This is a genomic window from Zoogloea sp. (genome assembly GCF_041911615.1).
GTDB lineage: Bacteria > Pseudomonadota > Gammaproteobacteria > Burkholderiales > Rhodocyclaceae > Zoogloea.
On record NZ_JAYROR010000015.1, the window covers coordinates 1 to 17,021 of the forward strand.

Below are 17,021 nucleotides of genomic sequence, written 5' to 3' on the forward strand. Positions count from 1 at the left end.
ATGGGCATGAGCCCTTCGCCTATCTGAAGGACGTCCTCACCCGTCTGCCGACGCAGCAGCAGAGTCGGATCGGGGAGTTGCTGCCGCATCGGTGGAGGCCGGATTCAGCCTGAGGCTCGGTCAAGAGGGGATTGCCGGGGGCTTACGCTGGCGCGGATGCTCAGTCCGCAGAGTCAGTGCAGGTCCGGAAAACGCTGTAGCCAGAGCCAGGCCACCGCGAGCTGAACAACGACGATGAGGCTCCAGGTGCTAGTCACGTAACAGCAGGCGGCCGGTAGTACGACCTCCAGCAGCTCTTCGCAGAGCAGGCCGAGGGCAAAGAAGAAGAGCGTTAGGCATGTCCACTTCACGATGAAGCCCGGCAGGTGGATGCCCATGCGCCGGTTGTGTCGGTAGTTTTGCTGCCGTTCGATCAGGCTCCCGCGGGTGACGTCCCGAAAATAGGGGAAAGGCCACAGATAGCGGTAGAGCAGGCGCCAGAAGGCGTCCCGGCAGCTTGGCGCAGTGTCGTTCATCATGCCCTCCGATGAGGATGCAGCGCTGCTCAGTCTGCGCCGCGGTGACGCGGGCGGGAAGAGGGAAGGACAGAAAAAGCCGCGGCGCCAGGGCTGCGAGCGGCAACAAAAAAAGCCGACGGCGGAGCGTCGGCTTCTTGTCGTTGCAGTGCAGCGGTGCGGCTTACTTCACGGTTGCCTTGCCGCGCAGATCGGCGATGTGACGCTCGACCACCTGCTGTTCAAGACGCTGCTTCAGCTGACCCTTGACCTCGTCGAACGGGGGCGCCTTGAGTGCGCGGCTGTCTTCGAGCTTGATGACGTGGTAGCCGAATTCGGTCTTGACCGGCGTGGTGGTGAACTTGCCCTTTTCGAGCTTGGTCAGTGCGTCGGCAAAGGGCTTCACGAAGCCGGCCGGATTCGCCCAGCCCAGATCACCGCCCTTGTCGCGGGAGCCCGGATCTTTGGACTGCTTGGCCAGATCTTCGATCTTCTCGCCCTTTTCGAGCTTGGCGATGATGGCCTTGGCGTCTTCTTCCTTGTCGACCAGGATGTGGCGGGCCTTGTATTCCTTGTCGCCCAGCTGGGATTTGATCTTGTCGTACTCGGCCTTCACGTCGGCGTCGCTGACCGGGTGGCCCTTGACGTAGTCCTGAAGGTAGGCACGGATCAGCACGGCCTGGCGGGCCAGATCCATTTGCGCCTGGACGCTGGCGGCCTTCTCAAGGCCCTTGGTGCGAGCGGCCTGCGAGAGCACCTCGCGGCGGACCAGTTCTTCCTTGATGGCGCCGCGCAGTTGTTCGGAATCGGGGGCGCCCTGGCTCTTCTGTTCCGCGATCATCACGTCGGCACGGGCCTGGGGGATGGCGGTGCCGTTGACCGTGGCGACGGTCTGAGCGAACGCCGGCAGCGCGACGAAGGCTGCAAAAAGGGACACGACCAGACGGCTCGGGAGGGTCTTCATCAGTTTTCCTTGCTAGGTGTAACGGGTTGAAATTTACTGTTCGTCCGGGGTTTGCGCCTGGATGGCCAGGGCATGGATTTCCCGACGCATCATCTCGCCAAGCGCATCGTAAATCATTCGGTGCCGGGCAACGGTATTTTTGCCACCAAAGGCCGCCGAGATGATCTGCAGACGATAATGGCCGCCGCCGGCGCGGGCGCCAGCATGGCCGGTGTGCAGGGCGCTGTCGTCGATGAGTTCAAGCCTGGTCGGTTCGAGGGTGGCCAGGCGGCGGCGGATCTCGTCGACGACGCTCACGGCAGGGTTTTCCGGAAAGGCTTCACGGTGCAGCGGGCAAACACGCCAGCGGCGACGTAGGGGTCGGCTGCAGCCCAGGCTTCGGCTTCGGCCAGTGAGGGGAATTCGGCGATGATCACGCTGCCGGTGAAGCCGGCCGGGCCGGGATCCGGCGAGTCGATGGCCGGGCAGGGGCCGGCGAGGACCAGACGGCCGTCGGCCTGCAGCGCCTGAAGGCGCGCGACGTGTTCGGGGCGCACGGCCAGGCGCTTGTCGAGGGTGCCAGGGGCGTCTTCGCCGATCAGGACATACAGCATTACTTGGGTTCCTCTTCAATGTAACGGGACAGCAGGATTCCCTGGGCCAGCACGAACACGAGCATCAACCCCATGCCGCCGAACAGTTTGAAGTTGACCCAGGTGTTTTCGGAAAAATTGTAGGCGATCAAGAGGTTGAGCACGCCCATCAGCCCGAAGAACGCCGCCCAGGCTAGATTGAGGGTGCGCCAGAGCTTCTCCGGCAATTGCATCTGGGCTTCAAGCATCTTGCGGATGAGGTTTTTCTTGAGGACGGCTGCCGAAAAGACCAGCGCGATGGCGAAGAACCAGTACAGCACCGTGGGCTTCCACTTGATGAACGTGGGGTTCTGGAAAACCAGGGTGGCGCCGCCGAAGACGCTGACGATGGCGAGACTGACCCACAGCATGGTGTCGACCTTGCGGTGCCGGAACCACACCCAGGCGATCTGCCCGACGGTGGCGGCGATCGCCACGGCGGTTGCCGCAAAGATGCCGGCGAACTTGTAGGCGACGAAAAACAGGATGATCGGAAAAAGGTCGAAAAGGAATTTCATCGTTCGGGACGGCGGGCGGTGACGGGGGCCGGATGTGCCGGATCGCGAGGTGCGCCGTGCAACAGGCGTTCCGGCCCGCAGGAATCGCGACTGTACTGAACAACCGCGCCGAGCGGAATATCCTGGCCCGGGTGTGCGGATGATTTATTCACGTGGCGCAGTGGTATCGGCCTGATTGCGCATGTGGTCGGCGAGGCCTTCGATGGCCGACCACAGGCGCGGACGCAGGGGCGAGTCGGGAATGATCTCGTCCAGGGCCAGGCGCATGCACATCAGCCATTGATCGCGCTCGGCGCTGGCGATGGTGAAAGGCAGGTGACGTGCGCGCAGGCGCGGGTGACCGTTGGCGCGTTCGTACAGCGGCGGCCCGCCGAGCCAGCCGCTGAGGAACATGAACAGCTTTTCTTCCGAACCGGAGAGATCCTCGGGATGCATCTGACGGATGTCCCAGGCTTCCGGGAGCGTATCCATCAGTTCGTAGAAGCGATGGACGATACGGCGGATGACGGCCTCGCCGCCCAGCTGCGTGTAAGGGGTGCTGTCTTCAGGCGTCATGGACATCCAGCGGGCGGACGCGACCGCAGTTCATGTTGGCGGGCAGCGCTTCGTCCATCATTTCGGGACGCGGCAGCTTGAGCTCGGCCATCTGAGTGATGAAGCTCTGGCGGTTATGGCCGACAAAGCGGGGATTGCTGCCTTTTTCCTGGCCAATGCAGGAGACGCGGTTGCCGCGGTAGTCGTGGCCCGGGTAGACGAGGGTTTCGTCGGGCAGGGTGAACAGCCGTTCGGTGACGCTGTCGTACAGGGTGCCGGCGTCGCCGCCCTGGAAATCGGTGCGACCACAGCCGCCGATGAGCAGGGCGTCGCCGGTGAAGAGGCGATCGCGCCACTGGTAGGTGACGCAGCCCGGCGTGTGGCCTGGCGTGGGGATGACGCGGATCACGTGATTGCCGAAGACGATGGTGTCACCGTCGCCAACCAGACGGTCGGCACAGCCGGCGCCGCCCGCGCGGCCCATCACGCTGCGCGCACCGGTAACTTCGCGCAGGCCTGCCGCACCCGTGATGTGATCGGCATGAATATGGGTTTCGAGGATCCAGTCGAGCTGGAGCTCCTGCTCCTGCAGGAAGCTGAGGTATGCGCCCAGATGCTCCTTGACCGAGTCGATGATGACGGCGTCGCCGGTGAGGGGGTCGGCGAGCAGGTAGGTCAGCGTCGAGCTACCCTGGTCGAAGAATTGATGGAACAGGATCATGGGGATTTGCGCCATAAAGGGGATTGCTCCGATTTTAGCTTTAACTCGGATTTTTTGGCGCAGATTGCAGCAGGATGGCGGCATCGAGCCCCCCGCCGGGACGTGCCGCGAGGCGGAATTCACCGTATTGACCGCGGACGATGCGGTCGACGATGGCGAGGCCCAGGCCGGAGCCCTTCGTGTTGCTGCGGGCTGCCTCGAGGCGGGTGAAGGGGCGCTTCACCTTTTCGGTTTCCTCGGGAGGAATCCCCGGGCCGCGGTCGAGCACGTGCAGTGCCATGCGGCCTTCCTCGGTGCGCACCTCGAGCTCGGGCGGTGCACCGGCATAGTTGATCGCGTTTTCGATGAGGTTGGTGACCGCCCGGCGCAGGGCCTGGGGGCGGGCGAGGGCGACCGGCTTGCCGTCGTGCCGGACGCTGACGTTCATGCCCCGGCGGGCATACAGCGCGGAGAGTTCGTCGGCGAGTTCGCCCAGGTCGAGGGGGCAGAGTGTCTCGCCGCCGTCGATCCGCGAGAACTCCAGGAACTGGCCGATGATGCGGTCCATGTCCTCGATGTCGGAAACCATCGCGTCCACGTCGGCGGGGTCGGCGCCGCACATCTCGACGCCGAGGCGCAGGCGTGCCAGCGGCGTGCGCAGGTCGTGGGAGACGCCGGCGAGGATCAGTGCCCGGTCGGCGTCGAGCTGTTGCAGGTCGTTGGACATCTGGTTGAAGGCGTGGGCGAGGTCGGCCAGTTCAGTGGGGCCGTTCTCGGACTGGCGCGGTGGTACCTCGCCACGCCCGACGGTGCGGGCGGCGGCGGCGAGCGCCTTGAGTGGCCGATTGAGGCGCGAGACGATCATGTAGGCGCCGAGCATCGCCAGGCTCAGGGCGGCGGCGCCCCACCACATCCATTCGAGGGCGTGGGGGCGGATGATCCGGTCGCTGGGCAGCATGACCCAGAAATCGCTGTGTTCGGTGGTGTCGTCCGCCTCGATGCGAAAGCTCACCCAGAAACCCGGCAGGCCTTCCCACGACGAGGCGAAACGGGTATCGGCGCCCAGCTGCAGGCGCACGTCCGCCATCACCCGGCGCAGGACTGCGGTGTCCTCGAGCGGGGTGGTCTTGTCTTCGGCCTCGGCGGGGTAGATGCGAATGCCTTCGAGGGTGGCGAGGTCGAGCAGCAGATCCTTGCGCAGCGCGGGGTCGGCGTTGAGCAGCGCGGTGCGCGTCAGGTTGATGATGCTGACGACGGTCTGGGCGGTCTGGCGGCCGCGGTTGAGCTGGTCGAAATGACTGAAGATCGCCGACCACACCGCCACCGAGGCGAGCATCAACACCGCGACGAGCAGGAAGATGCGCCACAGCAGGGTGCGGGGCGAACCAGGCAGGAGGGTGCGCAGTCGAGGCAGCGACACGGGGCCGGCTTACTGGGTGGTGTGCTTGTTCCCGTCCGGCACGAAGACGTAGCCGAAACCCCACACCGTCTGGATGTAGCGCGGCTTGCCGGGGTCTTCCTCGATGAGCTTGCGCAGGCGCGAGATCTGAACGTCGATGGAGCGGTCGAATACGTCGTACTCGCGTCCCCGCGCCAGTTCCATGAGCCGGTCGCGGGACAGGGGCTGGCGTGGATGCTGGAGCAGAACTTTGAGCAGCGCGAACTCGCCGGTGGTAAGCAGGGTTTCCTCGCCGTTGCGGATCAGCACGCGGGTGCCGAGCTGCACGACGATCTGGCCGAAGCGCACGTCCTCGTCGTCGGCGGCTGGTGCGCCGGGCGGGGTCTGAGGCTGGCGGCGCAGCACGGCGTTGATGCGCGCGACCAGTTCGCGAGGATTGAAGGGCTTGGGCAGGTAGTCGTCGGCCCCCATTTCGAGGCCGACGATGCGATCCACGTCGTCGCCTTTGGCGGTGAGCATCACGATCGGGATGGGGTTGTTGGTGCCGCGCAGGCGGCGGCAGATCGACAGGCCGTCCTCGCCGGGCAGCATGAGATCGAGCACCATCAGGTCGAAGTGCTCGCGCAGCAACGCGCGGTCCATCTGGGCGGCGTCGCTGACGGTCTTGACGTTGAAGCCTTGCTCGCCGAGATAACGCTTGAGCAGGTCGCGCAGGCGAAGGTCGTCGTCCACGACAAGGATGCGGTAGCTTTCTTTTTCCATGAGGCGAATCCTAGCGACTCCCTTTCCGGCCGGCTAGCCGGGGGAGCGGGGGTGGGTAAGCAAACGTAAGTGCGCTTGCCGGTCTAACATCCTCTTACAATGCGCGATTTCAATTGCTGGCGGGCCTGCCAGAATCGAAGCGGTAAGGTTAGGATTAGTGCCATGGGACGTGAAAAAAGTTTGCCGGGAATGCGCGTTCGTCGCCTGGGGCTGATGGTCGTGGTGCTGGCCGGTTCGGCCATGGGCGGCACGGCATGGGCGCAGACCGTCGATCGCAACGGTGGCTGGTTGCGCGCGATTGCCGGGGTGAATGATCGCCCGATCCGCGAACCTCAGGCTTTGGCGGCCGATGCGCCGCGCCACCCCGAATCGGACGAAAGCCGCAATCCGCGGCGCTGGTCGCCCGAAGAACGACGCCAGCTACGCAACGACATTCACCAGGCCGGTCGCGACGTCTACGGCGGCACGCCGCGCAAACGAGACTGATTCCGACACTGCATGCCCGCGGCGCCCTGCCCGGGAGGCGGTAGAATGCACGGGCCATGAAGATTCTTGCCCTCGAAACCTCTACCGAATCCGGTTCCGTCGCTTTGCTCGACGGCGAGCGGATGATCGAACACGCCGTCGTCGGTCGTCCCGGCCATTCCGAAACCCTTCTGCCTGCAACCTGCCGACTGTTGCGGGATGCCGGCGTGGCGCTGGCCGATCTGGACGCGATCGCGTTCGGCGCGGGCCCCGGCGCCTTTACCGGCTTGCGCCTCGCGTGCGGCGTTGCGCAAGGGCTGGCGATGGGGGCGAACAAGCCGGTCGTCCCGGTGGGCACGCTCGAGGCGCTGGCGAGCCAGTGTGAAGCCTCCGCGATTTTCGTCGCCGTCGACGCGCGGATGTCCGAGGTCTACTTCGCCGCCTTTCGGCGCGAGGGCGGGGTGCTGCGCGAATGTGTGGCGCCCGCCTGCGCGGTGCCGGGGGCCGTCGCCTTGCCCGCGGATGGCGAGTGGTTCGGCTTCGGGTCGGCCTTCGGCGCCTATCCGGATGCGCTGTTACCGGCGCTGGGCGATCGCCTTGTCGGCTTCGACGCGACGCCGGTGCCGCTGGCGTCGAGCATTGCGCGGCTGGCCGCCGGTCGTCTGGCCCGTGGCGATGTGGTCGACGCAGCGCTCGCCGCGCCGCTCTATGTCCGCGATAAGGTGGCGATGACCACCGCCGAACGTCTCGCTCGCGGCGGCAAGGCATGAGCGAGGCCATGGCGTTTCGGTTTGCGCCGATGCAGGAGCGTGAGCTCGGCTGGGTGGCCGAGCAGGATCGCCAGCTGTATCCGTTTCCCTGGTCGGCGGGCAATTTCGAGGATTCCCTGCGCGCCGGGCACAGTGCGTGGACGATGTTCGACGGTTGTGAACCTGTGGGCTACGGCGTGCTGATGATGGTGCTCGACGAGGCGCATCTGCTCAACATCAGCGTTGTCGCGTCGCGCCAGCGCGGTGGATTGGGGCGACACCTGCTCGATCATCTCACCGGGGTTGCCCGGCAGGCGGGGGCGACCCAGTTCTTTCTCGAGGTCCGTCCGTCCAATACCGCCGCGTTGGCCCTTTACGCGCGGGCCGGCTTCGCGCTGATCGGCCGCCGCAAGGGCTATTACCCGGCGGTCGAGGGGCGGGAGGATGCGCTGGTGATGAGGGCCGAATTATGACGCGTCCCAACCCGCGTAGCGCGGGCATCCTGCGTGAAATGGGGCTGGCGCCGCTGTGGCGGTTGCGCGGCGCAGAGGACGAGGCGGCGATGCCGATGTCTGTCGAGGCGCCGGTGGTGCCCGCAGTCGCTTCCGCTCCCGTGGCGCCGCCGCCTTCGAACGTCGCCGCGAGGCCGACGGCCGGCCGCGTGGCCTCGCCGGTCATGCCTCGGGCGCCCGTTCGTGCCGCCGCGCCGCCCGAAGCGGCCTCCGCCGCACCCGCCCGTCTTGCGCCGGCGGGCGACGTGGTGGGGTTGGACTGGGATGCGCTTGAGGCGCGCATCCGTGCCTGCGATGCCTGCAGCCTGTGCAAGCGGCGCAAGCAGGCGGTGCCCGGCGTGGGCGACCGCGAGGCGGACTGGCTGTTCGTCGGTGAGGGGCCGGGCGCCGAAGAGGACGAGCGGGGCGAACCCTTCGTCGGGCAGGCCGGCCGTCTGCTCGACAACATGCTGGCGAGCGTCGGCATTGCGCGCGGTAACGACGTGTACATCGGTAACGCGGTCAAGTGCCGTCCGCCCAACAACCGGACGCCGGAAACCGACGAGATCGCGGCCTGTTTCCCTTATCTGCGACGTCAGATCGAACTCATCCGGCCACGGCTGATCGTGGCACTCGGCCGCCCGGCGGCGCAGGCGCTGCTCAACCAGGAGGTCAAGATCGGCGCGGCGCGGGGCAAGCTCTTCCATTACGCCGGCATCCCGGTGATCGTCACCTACCATCCGGCTTATCTGCTGCGTAACCTGGCCGACAAGGCGAAGGCGTGGGAAGACCTGTGCTTCGCCAGGGCGACGATGGGACGGCTGAAGCAGGCCGAGGGCGAGTCGGCCGCTTGAATGCAAGATTTGATGGCGGACCGGCGGGCCTGAGCCCGTCGTATGCCGCGGCGCTAAAATGACGAATTCCGGACGTCGCCTCCGGGTTTTTTCCTGACGAGGGCTCACCATGCGTATCAAGCTTTTCCTGTCCATGATCCTGTCGCTGCTGCTGCTCTCGGGCTGCGGCTACAACCAGATCCAGATCACCGACGAGCAGGTCACCGCGTCGTGGTCCGAGGTGCTCAACCAGTACAAGCGCCGGGCCGACCTGATTCCCAATCTGGTCCAGGTGGTGCAGGGTTACGCCGCCCACGAGAAGGATGTGCTCACCCGCGTTACCGAAGCCCGCGCCAACGTCGCCGGCATGAAGGTGACGCCCGAACTGGTGAATGATCCGGACGCGATGGCCAAGTTCCAGAAGGCCCAGGGCGAGCTCTCGGGTGCCCTGTCGCGTCTGCTGGTGGTCGCTGAAAATTACCCGAACCTCAAGGCCGACGCGGGTTTCCGCGATCTGCAGGCGCAGCTCGAAGGCACCGAGAACCGTATCACCGTGGCCCGCAACCGCTACATCAAGGCGGTGCAGGACTACAACGTGACGGTGCGCACCTTCCCGAACAACCTCACGGCGATGGTGGTCGGCGCCAAGCCGAAGGCCAGCTTCCAGGTCGAGAACGAGGCCGCCATCAGCACGCCGCCGAAGGTCGACTTCGGCGCCCCGGCGGCGCCGGCCAAGCCGGCCGGTCAGTAAGGCGCACCACGGAGCGCCGGTGGTGACGTGCATCCGCGGCCTGTCGTGGCGTTCGCTGCCGGGTGGCCTGGCGCTGCTGGTGGCGCTGTGCCTCGGGTTGATCGGGGCGAGCTTCGCGCAGTCCCTGCAGCCGGTGCCGGTGCTCAGTGCCCACGTCACCGATTCGGTCGGGCTGCTGTCCGACGCTTCCCGGCAGGCGCTTGAGGCCAAGCTGGTCAGGTTGGAGCAGGAAAAAGGCGCCCAAGTGGCCGTGCTGCTGGTCGCCACCACCCAGCCCGAAGCCATCGAGGAATACGCGCTGCGGGCCGCCGAGGCCTGGCGACTGGGGCGCAAGGGCGTTGACGACGGCCTGCTGTTCCTCGTCGCGCGCGACGACCGGCGGATGCGTATCGAGGTCGGACGTGGGCTGGAGGGGGCGATTCCCGATGCGATCGCCAAGCGCATCATCGCCGACACCGTCGCGCCGCATTTTCGGACGGGCGATTTCGCCGGTGGGGTCGAGGCCGGTGTGGCGGCGATCGCAGCGCGTATTTCCGGCGAGCCCTTGCCGCCACCGCAGCCCCAGGCGGGCGGCGCGGCGGATGGGACCGATGTCGAGGGCTTGCTGGTGCTCGGCCTCATCGTGACGATCGTGGCGGGCAGCGTCTTGCGGGCGATCTTCGGTCGGTTGCTGGGGGCCACGCTGGCGTCGGCCCTGGTCGGCGGCGGTGCGTGGTTGCTCACCGGCGCATTGCTGATCGGTGCGGTCGGCGCCGCGCTGGCCTTTGTCTTCGTGCTGGCCTTGGGTGGCAGCGGAGCGGGCCGCCACGTGGGCGGACCGTGGATTGGTGGCAGCTCGGGCGGTTTCGGGGGCGGGTTCGGTGGCCGCGGCGATGGCGGCGGCTGGTCCGGCGGTGGCGGCGGTTTTGGCGGTGGCGGGGCGTCGGGAGGTTGGTGATGGACATCGGACGTGTGCTTCGTCATCTGCTCACGCCGTCGTGGGTGCTTGGCCGGACCTTCACGCCCGACGTGCTGGCGGCCATCGCCGAGGCCGTCGAGGCGTCGGAGGCGCATCACCGCGGGGAGATCCGCTTTGCCGTCGAGGCCGGTCTCGACTTGGCCGAGCTGCTGCGCGGTACGACCACTCGCGCACGCGCCATCGAGGTGTTCTCGCGCCTGCGGGTGTGGGATACCGAGGAAAACACCGGGGTGCTGATCTACGTCCAGTGGCTCGACCGCCGGGTGGAGATCGTGGCCGACCGGGGCATCGCCCGACAGGTGCCGCAGGCGGCATGGGCGAGCGTGTGCCGCCAGATGGAAGCCGCGTTCGTCGAAGGGCGCTTCCGAGCGGGTTCGGTGGCGGCGGTGGCGGCGGTGGGCGAACTGCTTGCCAGGGCCTTCCCGCCAGGCCCGGACAACCCCAACGAACTGCCGGACCGGCCGGTGCTGCTGCGCTGAGCCTTGCCGGCTGCGGGGGCTCAGCCGCCGTTCTGCAGGACCGGCGGCTGGCCGATGCTGAAATACAGCGAGGCGCCCTTGCCGACCTCGCCCTCGGCCCAGACTTCGCCCCCATGCCGACGCACGATACGGGCGACGGTCGCGAGGCCGATGCCGGTGCCGGGAAACTCCCGGTCGGAATGCAGGCGCTGGAAGGGGCGGAACAGATTCTCGCGGTAACGCATGTCGAAACCGGCGCCGTTGTCGCGCACCACGAAGGCGTCGATGCCCTCGTGACGGGTGGCTTCGAAGCGGATTTCCGGGTGATCGACCCGGCCGGTGAATTTCCAGGCGTTGCCGATGAGGTTTTCGAGTACCGTGCGCATCAGGCTCGGGTCGCCTTCGACCTGCAGATCGGGGGCAATGTCGATGCGCACCTCGCGCTCGGGCTCCTGCTGGCGCAATTCGTCGCAGATCACCTGGGCGAGGTGGGTGAGATCGACCGGGCGGCGCTCGAGCTCCTTGCGGCTGACCCGCGACAGGGTGAGCAGGTCGTCGATGAGCTGGCCCATGCGATGCACGGCGGCGCGTACCCGGCGTAGCAACTCCTTGGCTTCGTCGTCGAGCTTGTCGCCGTAATCGGAGCCGAGGATGGCGCTGTAGCCTTCGATGGCGCGCAGCGGCGCGCGCAAGTCGTGGGATACCGAGTAGCTGAAGGACTCCAGTTCGTTGAGGGCGGCGCTGAGCTGCGAGGTGCGTTCGGCGACCCGGCGTTCGAGTTCGGTATTGAGGCGTTTGATGGCACGCTCGGCGAACTTGCGCTCGGTCAGATCGGTGCCGACACCGACGATGTGCGGTTTGCCGTCGAGCACCACGCGTCGGCCGATGACGAGGAAGGGCACCGGTTCGCGGTCGATGCGACGCAGCATGACTTCGGCCGAGGCCTCGCCGGAAGCCAGCGCCGATTCGATGCGGTGGGCCATCACCGGCTCCTGCTCCGGTATCACCAGGCTTTCGGCCTCGGCGTTCATCAGCTCACTGTCGGCGAGGCCGGTGAGTTCGCTCACGAAGCGGTTCCACAGCACCAGCCGGCCTTGCTGGTCGAACAGGAAGAAGGGCGCCGGCAGGCTGTCGATGAGGCCGCGGGAGAAGTCGCGCTCGGCCTTGAGCTGTTCCTCGGCCAGCTTGCGGGCGGTGATGTCGCCGATCGAGCCGACGATGCGAACCGCGCGGCCCTGCTGGTTGCGGTGGGCGAGACCGCGCGCCAGTACCCAGTGGAACTTGCCGTCCTTGTCGGCGAGGCGGTATTCGGATTCGAAGTGGTCGGTCTCGCCACGCAGGTGGGCGACGACGTCGGCGCGGTAGCGGGCGCGGTCGTCGGGGTGGATCAGTTTCAGCCACTCCTCGCCGGTGGTGCGCAGGGTGTCGCTCTTGAGGCCGAGCAGCGACAGCAGGCGAGACGAGAGGTAGAGGTGGCGGGTATTCGGGTCCCAGTCCCACAGGCCTTCGTTGGTGCCCCGCTGGGCAAGTACGTAGCGCTCCTTGGTGTCGCGCAGCTGCTCCTCGGCTTCGAGGTGGGCGGTGCGGTCCTCGACGATGCCGACGCCGCCGAACACGACCTTGCCGTTGGCGTCGAAGTCGGGCGCGACGCGGATCGAGAGGATATGCACGTCGGTGGACATCGGGGTGACGAAGGGGCCGTCGTAGCCGCCGCGCTGGCCCGCGAGGGCCTGCTGGAGGATCGACAGGATGGCTTCGTCGCCGAGGGTGTGGAGATCCATGCCCTGCAGTTGCTCGGGCGTGGAGCGCAGGATCTCGGCGAGCCGGCTGTTGCAATAGCTGATCTTGAGGTCGCTGCCGTAATGGAAGATGCCGACCGGCGCGTTTTCGACGAGGGCGCGGTAGCGGGCTTGCTGGTCGGCGATGGCCTGGCGGGAGTGGCACTCCGCGGTCAGGTCGCGGATCACCAGTACCGTGCCCAGGGTGCCGCCGTCGTGGGGCGCCATCTGGATCGGGGCGCTGTTGCGGGCCACCGGATGGCCGGTGCCACGGCGGTCGACGAGCTGCAGGGCGCCGTCGGCGCTGGCGGTGAGCTGGGCGACGCTGGCCAGCGGCTGACCGAGGGCTTCGTCCTCGCTCCAGCCCGTGAGCGTCTCGGCGACCGGGTTCATCAGGGTGATCCGGTCCTTGGGGTCGGTGGCGATGATCGCCTCGCCGATGCTGCGCAGCGTCACCTGGAGGTATTCGCGCGCGGCGCGGTCGTCGGTCTGGTCGGCGGCGCAGCCGACGATGGCCTTGAGGCTGCCGTCGGGGTGGCGCAGCAGGGTCATGGCGTCGCGCACCCAGATCTGGCCGGCGTGGGCGGAGTCGAGCCGGTATTCGACGGTGATGCCGATCGGCTCGTCGCCCGGGGTGCGCAGGGCGTCTTCGATGCGCGCCCAGACGCGACCGAGATCGTCGGTCGGGGTGCGGCGGGCGAAATGGTGCCAGCCACCGGGGGCGCACAACACGTCGATGGCGGTGCCGAACCAGTGCTCGGCGCAGTCGGAGATGTAGTCGAAGCACTCGTGCGCCGGGTTGAACCGGTAGAGCACGTGGCGCACTTCCTTGAGGGCTTCGCGCAGATGGGCGTCGGCGTCGCCGAAGGCGCGTTCGCCGAACTCCGCCGGCGGCGCCAGCAGGGGGGCCATGACCGGCTGGTGCTGCCGGGCGTCGTCGCGGCGGGATTGCACGAAGAAGACCAGGGCGGCACTCGCCGCGATCAGCAGGCCACTGCTGTAGCCTTGCAGGGCGTCGGGCAGGAGGTGTTCGGCGGCGACGCTGAAGGTGGTGGCCGCGGCGGCGTAGAGGCCGGCGCCCAGCGCGGGCGGCAGGCGTAGCCTGGCGCCGGACGGCGCGATGACGGCCGGTTCGGCGTCGAGCGTACCGGCGTCGAGGGAGTCCGCGGCGGGCCCGCGGCCCGGTTTGACGCTCATCTCGCCAGTCCTGACGTCGGGGGGGCAGGTTCGGTGGGGGGCGGTCTTTTCACGATGCTGCTTTAAAATCTGTCTTTCGTGATCCGAAACTTCTTTTTCGTCATAACATGACTCCTATCAGTCCCGAACAGGACGCCGAATTCATGCGGGTGGCGCTCGAACTGGCCGCCGAGGCGGGCCGCTGTGGCGAGGTACCGGTGGGCGCGCTGGTCGTCGGGCCCGACGGTCGTATCGTGGGGCGCGGCTTCAACCAGCCGATCCGGCGCCACGACCCGACCGCCCACGCCGAAGTGATGGCGCTGCGCGACGCGGCCGAGACCCTGGCCAATTACCGCCTTCCCGGTTGTACCTTGTACGTCACCCTCGAACCATGCGTCATGTGTGCTGGGGCGATTATGCATTCGCGGATCGCCCGAGTGGTGTTCGGCGCACGGGATCCGAAGACGGGCGTTGCAGGTAGCGTAATCGATCTTTTCGCCGAAACACGCCTAAACCATCACGCCGACGTGGAGGGAGGCCTGCTGGCCGACGTCTGCGGTGGGCTTTTAACCGAATTTTTCGCTGCCCGACGCAAGCGGGCGGCTGGAGCGACGCCGCCGTGCTGATCCGAATCGACATTCCCACCCAGGCTCTTTCGCTGTTCGGCGACGACGGGGCATGCATCCGCCGCTACGTGGTGTCCACCGCGAAGAACGGCGTCGGCGAGCAGCGCGGCAGTCACCGCACGCCGCGCGGACGGCACGTGGTGCGCGCCAAGATCGGGGCCGGCGCGCCGATCGGCGCGGCCTTTCGCGGCCGTCGCCCGACCGGCGAGGTGTGGACCCCGGCGCTGGCGGCCGCGTTGCCGGAGCGGGACTGGATCCTGACCCGTATCCTGTGGCTGTCGGGCAGGGAGCCGGGGTTCAACCGTTTCGGGGACGTGGACACGATGCGCCGCTACATCTACATCCACGGTACGCCCGACACCGAGCCGATGGGCGTGCCCTTGTCGATCGGTTGCGTGCGGATGCGTAACCGCGAGGTGGCGGAGTTGTTCGATCTGGTGCCGGCGGGCACGCCGGTGGAGATCGTGGCGTGAGCGGCGGCGCGCCGACGATCCGCCTGGGGACGTGGGACGCGCTGTCGGCGCAGGCCTCGCCGATCCGCTTCGCGGTGTTCGTGGCGGAGCAGAAGGTGCCCGCCGAGCTGGAGCTGGATGCCTTCGATGCGCTGTCGTGTCACGCCGTGGCGTGGGTCGATGGGGTGCCGGTGGGCACCGGGCGCCTGCTGCCGGACGGCCACATCGGGCGCATGGCGGTGCTGGCGGGCTGGCGTGGGCGCGGCATCGGCGCGGCCTTGTTGACGGCCCTCATGGCGGAGGCGGCGCGGCGGGGGATGCGTCGGCTGGTACTCAACGCGCAGACCCACGCGATGGATTTCTATGCCGGCTTCGGCTTCGTGCCGGAAGGCGCTGAATTCGAGGAGGCCGGCCTGCCGCACCGGACCATGACGCGCAGCCGCTGATTTGTCTTGAAACGCCGACGCCCATTGTTGCGGTTATCGCAACAATGGGCGTTGCTCATGGGGCGTCGCCGGTGTCGGGCCTGCGCTGGAGATGAGCGTGGAACCACTCGGCGGCCAGGGTGGCGGCGGTGTCGAGGGCGCCGGGTTCGCGGAAGGCGTCGTCGGTGCCGGCGAGGCCGCGCCAGGCCTTGGGGGCGCCGATGAGATCGTAGGCCTGGCGAAGGTTGGCGATGCCTTCGTCGCGCTCGCCGACGATCATCAGCGTCGGGCAGGCGACCTGGCGCAGTGGCGTGATGCCCGCCAGGCCGGGGCGTCCGCCACGGCACACCAGGGCGCCGACGAGATCGGGCTCCCGCGCCAAGGCGCGCACCGCGGCGGCGCTGCCGGTGCCGCTGGCCACCAGCCCGATGGGCAGTGCCATGAGCGGCGGCTGGTGGCGCAGCCATTCGAACAGCGCCGCGAGGCGCTGGCCGAGGAGCGGGGTGTTGTAACGGGTGTCGGGGTCGCGGGCTTCTTCGTAGCGGGTGATGAGGTCGAAGATCAGGGTGGCGAAGCCGGCCTCCTGGAGACGATGGACGAAGTGGGCTTCGCGGGATTCGCGGTGATTGCCGACGGCCGTCTGGGCGACCACGATCAGGCCAGCACTGTCGGGGGCGTGGGCCTGCAGCGCTTCGAGCCAGATGGGGCCGGCGGCGATGCTGAGCGCGGTCTGGCGGAGTTTCATCATGGTGGGGACGATGGCACGGGCGCGCGGGGGGCCGCAAGGGCGTGCGTCACCGTCCTTCGGCGTGGATGTGCACTGGAACACGGCGCGGCCCGAATGCGCCACCGAACGCACCGAAGCGGCCGGCGATGGCGTGACCGCAAGCGGTGCATGCGCCGCGGGCGTCGAGGCGGTAGGCGCCGATGGCATACCAGTCGCGTTCGATGACGACCTGGCCGCAGCCCGGGCAGTGGGTGGCGCCGCCGTCCGGGTCGTGGACGTTGCCGGTGTAGACGTAGTGCAGGCCGGCATCGAGCGCGAGGCGGCGGGCGTGGGTGAGGGTGGCGGGCGGCGTGGGCGGGAGCTGGTCGAGCTTGTAGTCGGGATGGAAGGCGGTGAAGTGGAGGGGGACGTCGGGGCCCAGTTCGGTCGCGACCCAGCGGGCGAGCCCGGCGATTTCGGCGTCGGAGTCGTTGAGGCCGGGGATCAGCAGGGTGGTGATCTCGACCCACACGTCGGTGTCGTGGTGCAGCCAGGCGAGGGTGTCGAGCACCGGGGCGAGGCGGGCGCCGCACTGGTGGATGTAGAAGTCGTCGGTGAAGGCTTTGAGATCGACGTTGGCGGCGTCCATCACGGCGAAGAAGTCGCGCCGGGCGTCGGGGTGGATGTAGCCGGCGGTGACCGCGACGTTGGCGATCCCCCGGGCGCGGCAGGCGATCGCGGTGTCGATGGCGTACTCGGCGAAGATCACCGGGTCGTTGTAGGTGTAGGCGACGCTGCGACAGGCGTGGCGGGCCGCGGCGTCGGCGATCTCGTCGGGCGACGCGGCGTCCATCAGGCGGTCCATGTCGCGGCTTTTCGAGATGTCCCAGTTCTGGCAGAACTTGCAGGCGAGGTTGCAGCCGGCGGTGCCGAAGGAGAGCACGCTGCTGCCGGGATAGAAGTGGTTGAGGGGCTTTTTCTCGATGGGGTCGATGCAGAAGCCGGAACTGCGCCCGTAGGTGGTGAGCACCATGCGGCCATCGATCATCTGGCGCACGAAGCAGGCGCCGCGCTGACCTTCGTGGAGGCGGCAATCCCGCGGACAGAGGTCGCACTGCAGGCGGCCGTCGTCGAGGGCATGCCAGTAGCGGGCGGGATGGGCGGTCATGGC

23 protein-coding genes are annotated in these 17,021 nt (G+C 67.7%); 11 read left to right on the forward strand and 12 right to left on the reverse strand.

Annotation, left to right across the window (positions count from 1 at the left end; all coding sequences use genetic code 11):
• The coding region (locus ACE3P2_RS01695) for a transposase domain-containing protein (protein WP_374260580.1) at nucleotides 1-113 on the forward strand (113 nt) is incomplete at its 5' end.
• 60 nt (nucleotides 114-173) lie between these two features.
• Here the strand turns inward: ACE3P2_RS01695 and ACE3P2_RS01700 are convergent.
• From ACE3P2_RS01700 to ompR, 9 genes are all read right to left on the reverse strand, one after another.
• Nucleotides 174-518 (reverse strand): hypothetical protein, encoded by a 345-nt coding sequence (locus tag ACE3P2_RS01700; RefSeq protein WP_374260211.1) that lies wholly within the window; start codon nucleotides 516-518, stop codon nucleotides 174-176.
• 160 nt (nucleotides 519-678) lie between these two features.
• A complete protein-coding gene (locus tag ACE3P2_RS01705; protein WP_374260213.1) occupies nucleotides 679-1,458 on the reverse strand; it encodes a peptidyl-prolyl cis-trans isomerase in 780 nt (259 codons plus the stop codon).
• A 33-nt stretch (nucleotides 1,459-1,491) separates the two neighbouring features.
• Nucleotides 1,492-1,755, reverse strand: coding sequence for a BolA family protein (locus ACE3P2_RS01710; RefSeq protein ID WP_374260215.1), 264 nt, complete (start codon nucleotides 1,753-1,755; stop codon nucleotides 1,492-1,494).
• Nucleotides 1,752-2,051, reverse strand: coding sequence for a YciI family protein (locus ACE3P2_RS01715; RefSeq protein ID WP_374260218.1), 300 nt, complete (start codon nucleotides 2,049-2,051; stop codon nucleotides 1,752-1,754). Before ACE3P2_RS01715 ends, ACE3P2_RS01710 begins: the two co-directional genes overlap by 4 nt.
• On the reverse strand, nucleotides 2,051-2,587 hold the full coding sequence (locus ACE3P2_RS01720; RefSeq protein WP_374260222.1) for a septation protein A: 537 nt from the start codon (nucleotides 2,585-2,587) through the stop codon (nucleotides 2,051-2,053). Before ACE3P2_RS01720 ends, ACE3P2_RS01715 begins: the two co-directional genes overlap by 1 nt.
• Before the next feature lie 144 nt (nucleotides 2,588-2,731).
• The gene (locus ACE3P2_RS01725; protein ID WP_374260224.1) at nucleotides 2,732-3,142 is read right to left on the reverse strand and encodes a group II truncated hemoglobin; all 411 of its coding nucleotides are present in this window, start codon (nucleotides 3,140-3,142) and stop codon (nucleotides 2,732-2,734) included.
• Nucleotides 3,132-3,857, reverse strand: a complete 726-nt coding sequence (locus tag ACE3P2_RS01730; RefSeq protein WP_374260227.1) for an MBL fold metallo-hydrolase — start codon at nucleotides 3,855-3,857, stop codon at nucleotides 3,132-3,134. Before ACE3P2_RS01730 ends, ACE3P2_RS01725 begins: the two co-directional genes overlap by 11 nt.
• A 25-nt stretch (nucleotides 3,858-3,882) precedes the next feature.
• Nucleotides 3,883-5,241 carry an ATP-binding protein gene (locus ACE3P2_RS01735; protein WP_374260229.1) on the reverse strand — a complete coding sequence of 453 codons (1,359 nt, stop codon included), beginning with the start codon at nucleotides 5,239-5,241 and terminating at the stop codon, nucleotides 3,883-3,885.
• A gap of 9 nt (nucleotides 5,242-5,250) precedes the next feature.
• Nucleotides 5,251-5,982 (reverse strand): two-component system response regulator OmpR, encoded by a 732-nt coding sequence (gene ompR, locus ACE3P2_RS01740; RefSeq protein WP_374260231.1) that lies wholly within the window; start codon nucleotides 5,980-5,982, stop codon nucleotides 5,251-5,253.
• A 162-nt stretch (nucleotides 5,983-6,144) separates the two neighbouring features.
• Here ompR and ACE3P2_RS01745 point away from each other — a divergent pair, with 162 nt between their 5' ends.
• The 7 genes from ACE3P2_RS01745 to ACE3P2_RS01775 all read left to right on the forward strand — a co-directional run bounded on the left by ACE3P2_RS01745 (nucleotide 6,145) and on the right by ACE3P2_RS01775 (nucleotide 10,708).
• Nucleotides 6,145-6,468 carry a hypothetical protein gene (locus ACE3P2_RS01745; protein ID WP_374260234.1) on the forward strand — a complete coding sequence of 108 codons (324 nt, stop codon included), beginning with the start codon at nucleotides 6,145-6,147 and terminating at the stop codon, nucleotides 6,466-6,468.
• A 56-nt stretch (nucleotides 6,469-6,524) separates the two neighbouring features.
• Nucleotides 6,525-7,217: a tRNA (adenosine(37)-N6)-threonylcarbamoyltransferase complex dimerization subunit type 1 TsaB gene (tsaB, locus tag ACE3P2_RS01750; protein ID WP_374260237.1), complete on the forward strand. Its 693-nt coding sequence runs from the start codon at nucleotides 6,525-6,527 to the stop codon at nucleotides 7,215-7,217.
• The gene (gene rimI / locus ACE3P2_RS01755; RefSeq protein ID WP_374260239.1) at nucleotides 7,214-7,669 is read left to right on the forward strand and encodes a ribosomal protein S18-alanine N-acetyltransferase; all 456 of its coding nucleotides are present in this window, start codon (nucleotides 7,214-7,216) and stop codon (nucleotides 7,667-7,669) included. The genes tsaB and rimI overlap by 4 nt, the downstream gene beginning before the upstream one ends.
• The gene (locus ACE3P2_RS01760) at nucleotides 7,666-8,541 is read left to right on the forward strand and encodes a uracil-DNA glycosylase family protein (RefSeq protein WP_374260241.1); all 876 of its coding nucleotides are present in this window, start codon (nucleotides 7,666-7,668) and stop codon (nucleotides 8,539-8,541) included. Before rimI ends, ACE3P2_RS01760 begins: the two co-directional genes overlap by 4 nt.
• A gap of 109 nt (nucleotides 8,542-8,650) precedes the next feature.
• Nucleotides 8,651-9,271 carry a LemA family protein gene (locus tag ACE3P2_RS01765; RefSeq protein WP_374260244.1) on the forward strand — a complete coding sequence of 207 codons (621 nt, stop codon included), beginning with the start codon at nucleotides 8,651-8,653 and terminating at the stop codon, nucleotides 9,269-9,271.
• 22 nt (nucleotides 9,272-9,293) lie between these two features.
• Nucleotides 9,294-10,208, forward strand: a complete 915-nt coding sequence (locus ACE3P2_RS01770) for a YgcG family protein (RefSeq protein WP_374260247.1) — start codon at nucleotides 9,294-9,296, stop codon at nucleotides 10,206-10,208.
• A complete protein-coding gene (locus tag ACE3P2_RS01775; protein WP_374260249.1) occupies nucleotides 10,208-10,708 on the forward strand; it encodes a TPM domain-containing protein in 501 nt (166 codons plus the stop codon). The genes ACE3P2_RS01770 and ACE3P2_RS01775 overlap by 1 nt, the downstream gene beginning before the upstream one ends.
• Nucleotides 10,709-10,728: 20 nt before the next feature.
• On the opposite strand, the gene ACE3P2_RS01780 is transcribed toward ACE3P2_RS01775, so the two are convergent.
• Entirely contained in the window at nucleotides 10,729-13,662 is a 2,934-nt protein-coding gene (locus ACE3P2_RS01780) for a PAS domain S-box protein (RefSeq protein WP_374260251.1), read from the reverse strand.
• A gap of 107 nt (nucleotides 13,663-13,769) precedes the next feature.
• Between ACE3P2_RS01780 and tadA the strand changes: the two genes are divergently transcribed.
• Genes tadA through ACE3P2_RS01795 form a run of 3 tightly spaced genes read left to right on the forward strand, consistent with a single transcriptional unit; the run spans nucleotide 13,770 to nucleotide 15,165 of the window.
• On the forward strand, nucleotides 13,770-14,267 hold the full coding sequence (tadA, locus tag ACE3P2_RS01785; protein ID WP_374260253.1) for a tRNA adenosine(34) deaminase TadA: 498 nt from the start codon (nucleotides 13,770-13,772) through the stop codon (nucleotides 14,265-14,267).
• The gene (locus ACE3P2_RS01790; protein WP_374260255.1) at nucleotides 14,261-14,740 is read left to right on the forward strand and encodes a L,D-transpeptidase family protein; all 480 of its coding nucleotides are present in this window, start codon (nucleotides 14,261-14,263) and stop codon (nucleotides 14,738-14,740) included. Before tadA ends, ACE3P2_RS01790 begins: the two co-directional genes overlap by 7 nt.
• The gene (locus ACE3P2_RS01795) at nucleotides 14,737-15,165 is read left to right on the forward strand and encodes a GNAT family N-acetyltransferase (protein WP_374260258.1); all 429 of its coding nucleotides are present in this window, start codon (nucleotides 14,737-14,739) and stop codon (nucleotides 15,163-15,165) included. Before ACE3P2_RS01790 ends, ACE3P2_RS01795 begins: the two co-directional genes overlap by 4 nt.
• 55 nt (nucleotides 15,166-15,220) lie before the next feature.
• Here the strand turns inward: ACE3P2_RS01795 and ACE3P2_RS01800 are convergent, their stop codons facing one another.
• The gene (locus ACE3P2_RS01800; RefSeq protein ID WP_374260260.1) at nucleotides 15,221-15,892 is read right to left on the reverse strand and encodes a dienelactone hydrolase family protein; all 672 of its coding nucleotides are present in this window, start codon (nucleotides 15,890-15,892) and stop codon (nucleotides 15,221-15,223) included.
• 46 nt (nucleotides 15,893-15,938) lie between these two features.
• Nucleotides 15,939-17,018, reverse strand: coding sequence for an AmmeMemoRadiSam system radical SAM enzyme (gene amrS / locus ACE3P2_RS01805; RefSeq protein WP_374260263.1), 1,080 nt, complete (start codon nucleotides 17,016-17,018; stop codon nucleotides 15,939-15,941).
• Nucleotides 17,019-17,021 lie beyond the last annotated feature (3 nt).

Excerpts from the sequence above, each read along its gene's own strand:
- ACE3P2_RS01745 (WP_374260234.1), top strand. The coding sequence starts at position 6,145 with ATGGGACGTGAAAAAAGTTTGCCGGGAATGCGCGTTCGTCGCCTGGGG.
- amrS (WP_374260263.1), bottom strand. The coding sequence starts at position 17,018 with ATGACCGCCCATCCCGCCCGCTACTGGCATGCCCTCGACGACGGCCGC.
- ACE3P2_RS01800 (WP_374260260.1), bottom strand. The coding sequence starts at position 15,892 with ATGATGAAACTCCGCCAGACCGCGCTCAGCATCGCCGCCGGCCCCATC.
- tadA (WP_374260253.1), top strand. The coding sequence starts at position 13,770 with ATGACTCCTATCAGTCCCGAACAGGACGCCGAATTCATGCGGGTGGCG.
- ACE3P2_RS01700 (WP_374260211.1), bottom strand. The coding sequence starts at position 518 with ATGATGAACGACACTGCGCCAAGCTGCCGGGACGCCTTCTGGCGCCTG.
- ompR (WP_374260231.1), bottom strand. The coding sequence starts at position 5,982 with ATGGAAAAAGAAAGCTACCGCATCCTTGTCGTGGACGACGACCTTCGC.
- ACE3P2_RS01715 (WP_374260218.1), bottom strand. The coding sequence starts at position 2,051 with ATGCTGTATGTCCTGATCGGCGAAGACGCCCCTGGCACCCTCGACAAG.
- rimI (WP_374260239.1), top strand. The coding sequence starts at position 7,214 with ATGAGCGAGGCCATGGCGTTTCGGTTTGCGCCGATGCAGGAGCGTGAG.
- ACE3P2_RS01780 (WP_374260251.1), bottom strand. The coding sequence starts at position 13,662 with ATGAGCGTCAAACCGGGCCGCGGGCCCGCCGCGGACTCCCTCGACGCC.
- ACE3P2_RS01765 (WP_374260244.1), top strand. The coding sequence starts at position 8,651 with ATGCGTATCAAGCTTTTCCTGTCCATGATCCTGTCGCTGCTGCTGCTC.
- ACE3P2_RS01775 (WP_374260249.1), top strand. The coding sequence starts at position 10,208 with ATGGACATCGGACGTGTGCTTCGTCATCTGCTCACGCCGTCGTGGGTG.
- ACE3P2_RS01730 (WP_374260227.1), bottom strand. The coding sequence starts at position 3,857 with ATGGCGCAAATCCCCATGATCCTGTTCCATCAATTCTTCGACCAGGGT.
- ACE3P2_RS01720 (WP_374260222.1), bottom strand. The coding sequence starts at position 2,587 with ATGAAATTCCTTTTCGACCTTTTTCCGATCATCCTGTTTTTCGTCGCC.
- tsaB (WP_374260237.1), top strand. The coding sequence starts at position 6,525 with ATGAAGATTCTTGCCCTCGAAACCTCTACCGAATCCGGTTCCGTCGCT.
- ACE3P2_RS01760 (WP_374260241.1), top strand. The coding sequence starts at position 7,666 with ATGACGCGTCCCAACCCGCGTAGCGCGGGCATCCTGCGTGAAATGGGG.
- ACE3P2_RS01725 (WP_374260224.1), bottom strand. The coding sequence starts at position 3,142 with ATGACGCCTGAAGACAGCACCCCTTACACGCAGCTGGGCGGCGAGGCC.
- ACE3P2_RS01705 (WP_374260213.1), bottom strand. The coding sequence starts at position 1,458 with ATGAAGACCCTCCCGAGCCGTCTGGTCGTGTCCCTTTTTGCAGCCTTC.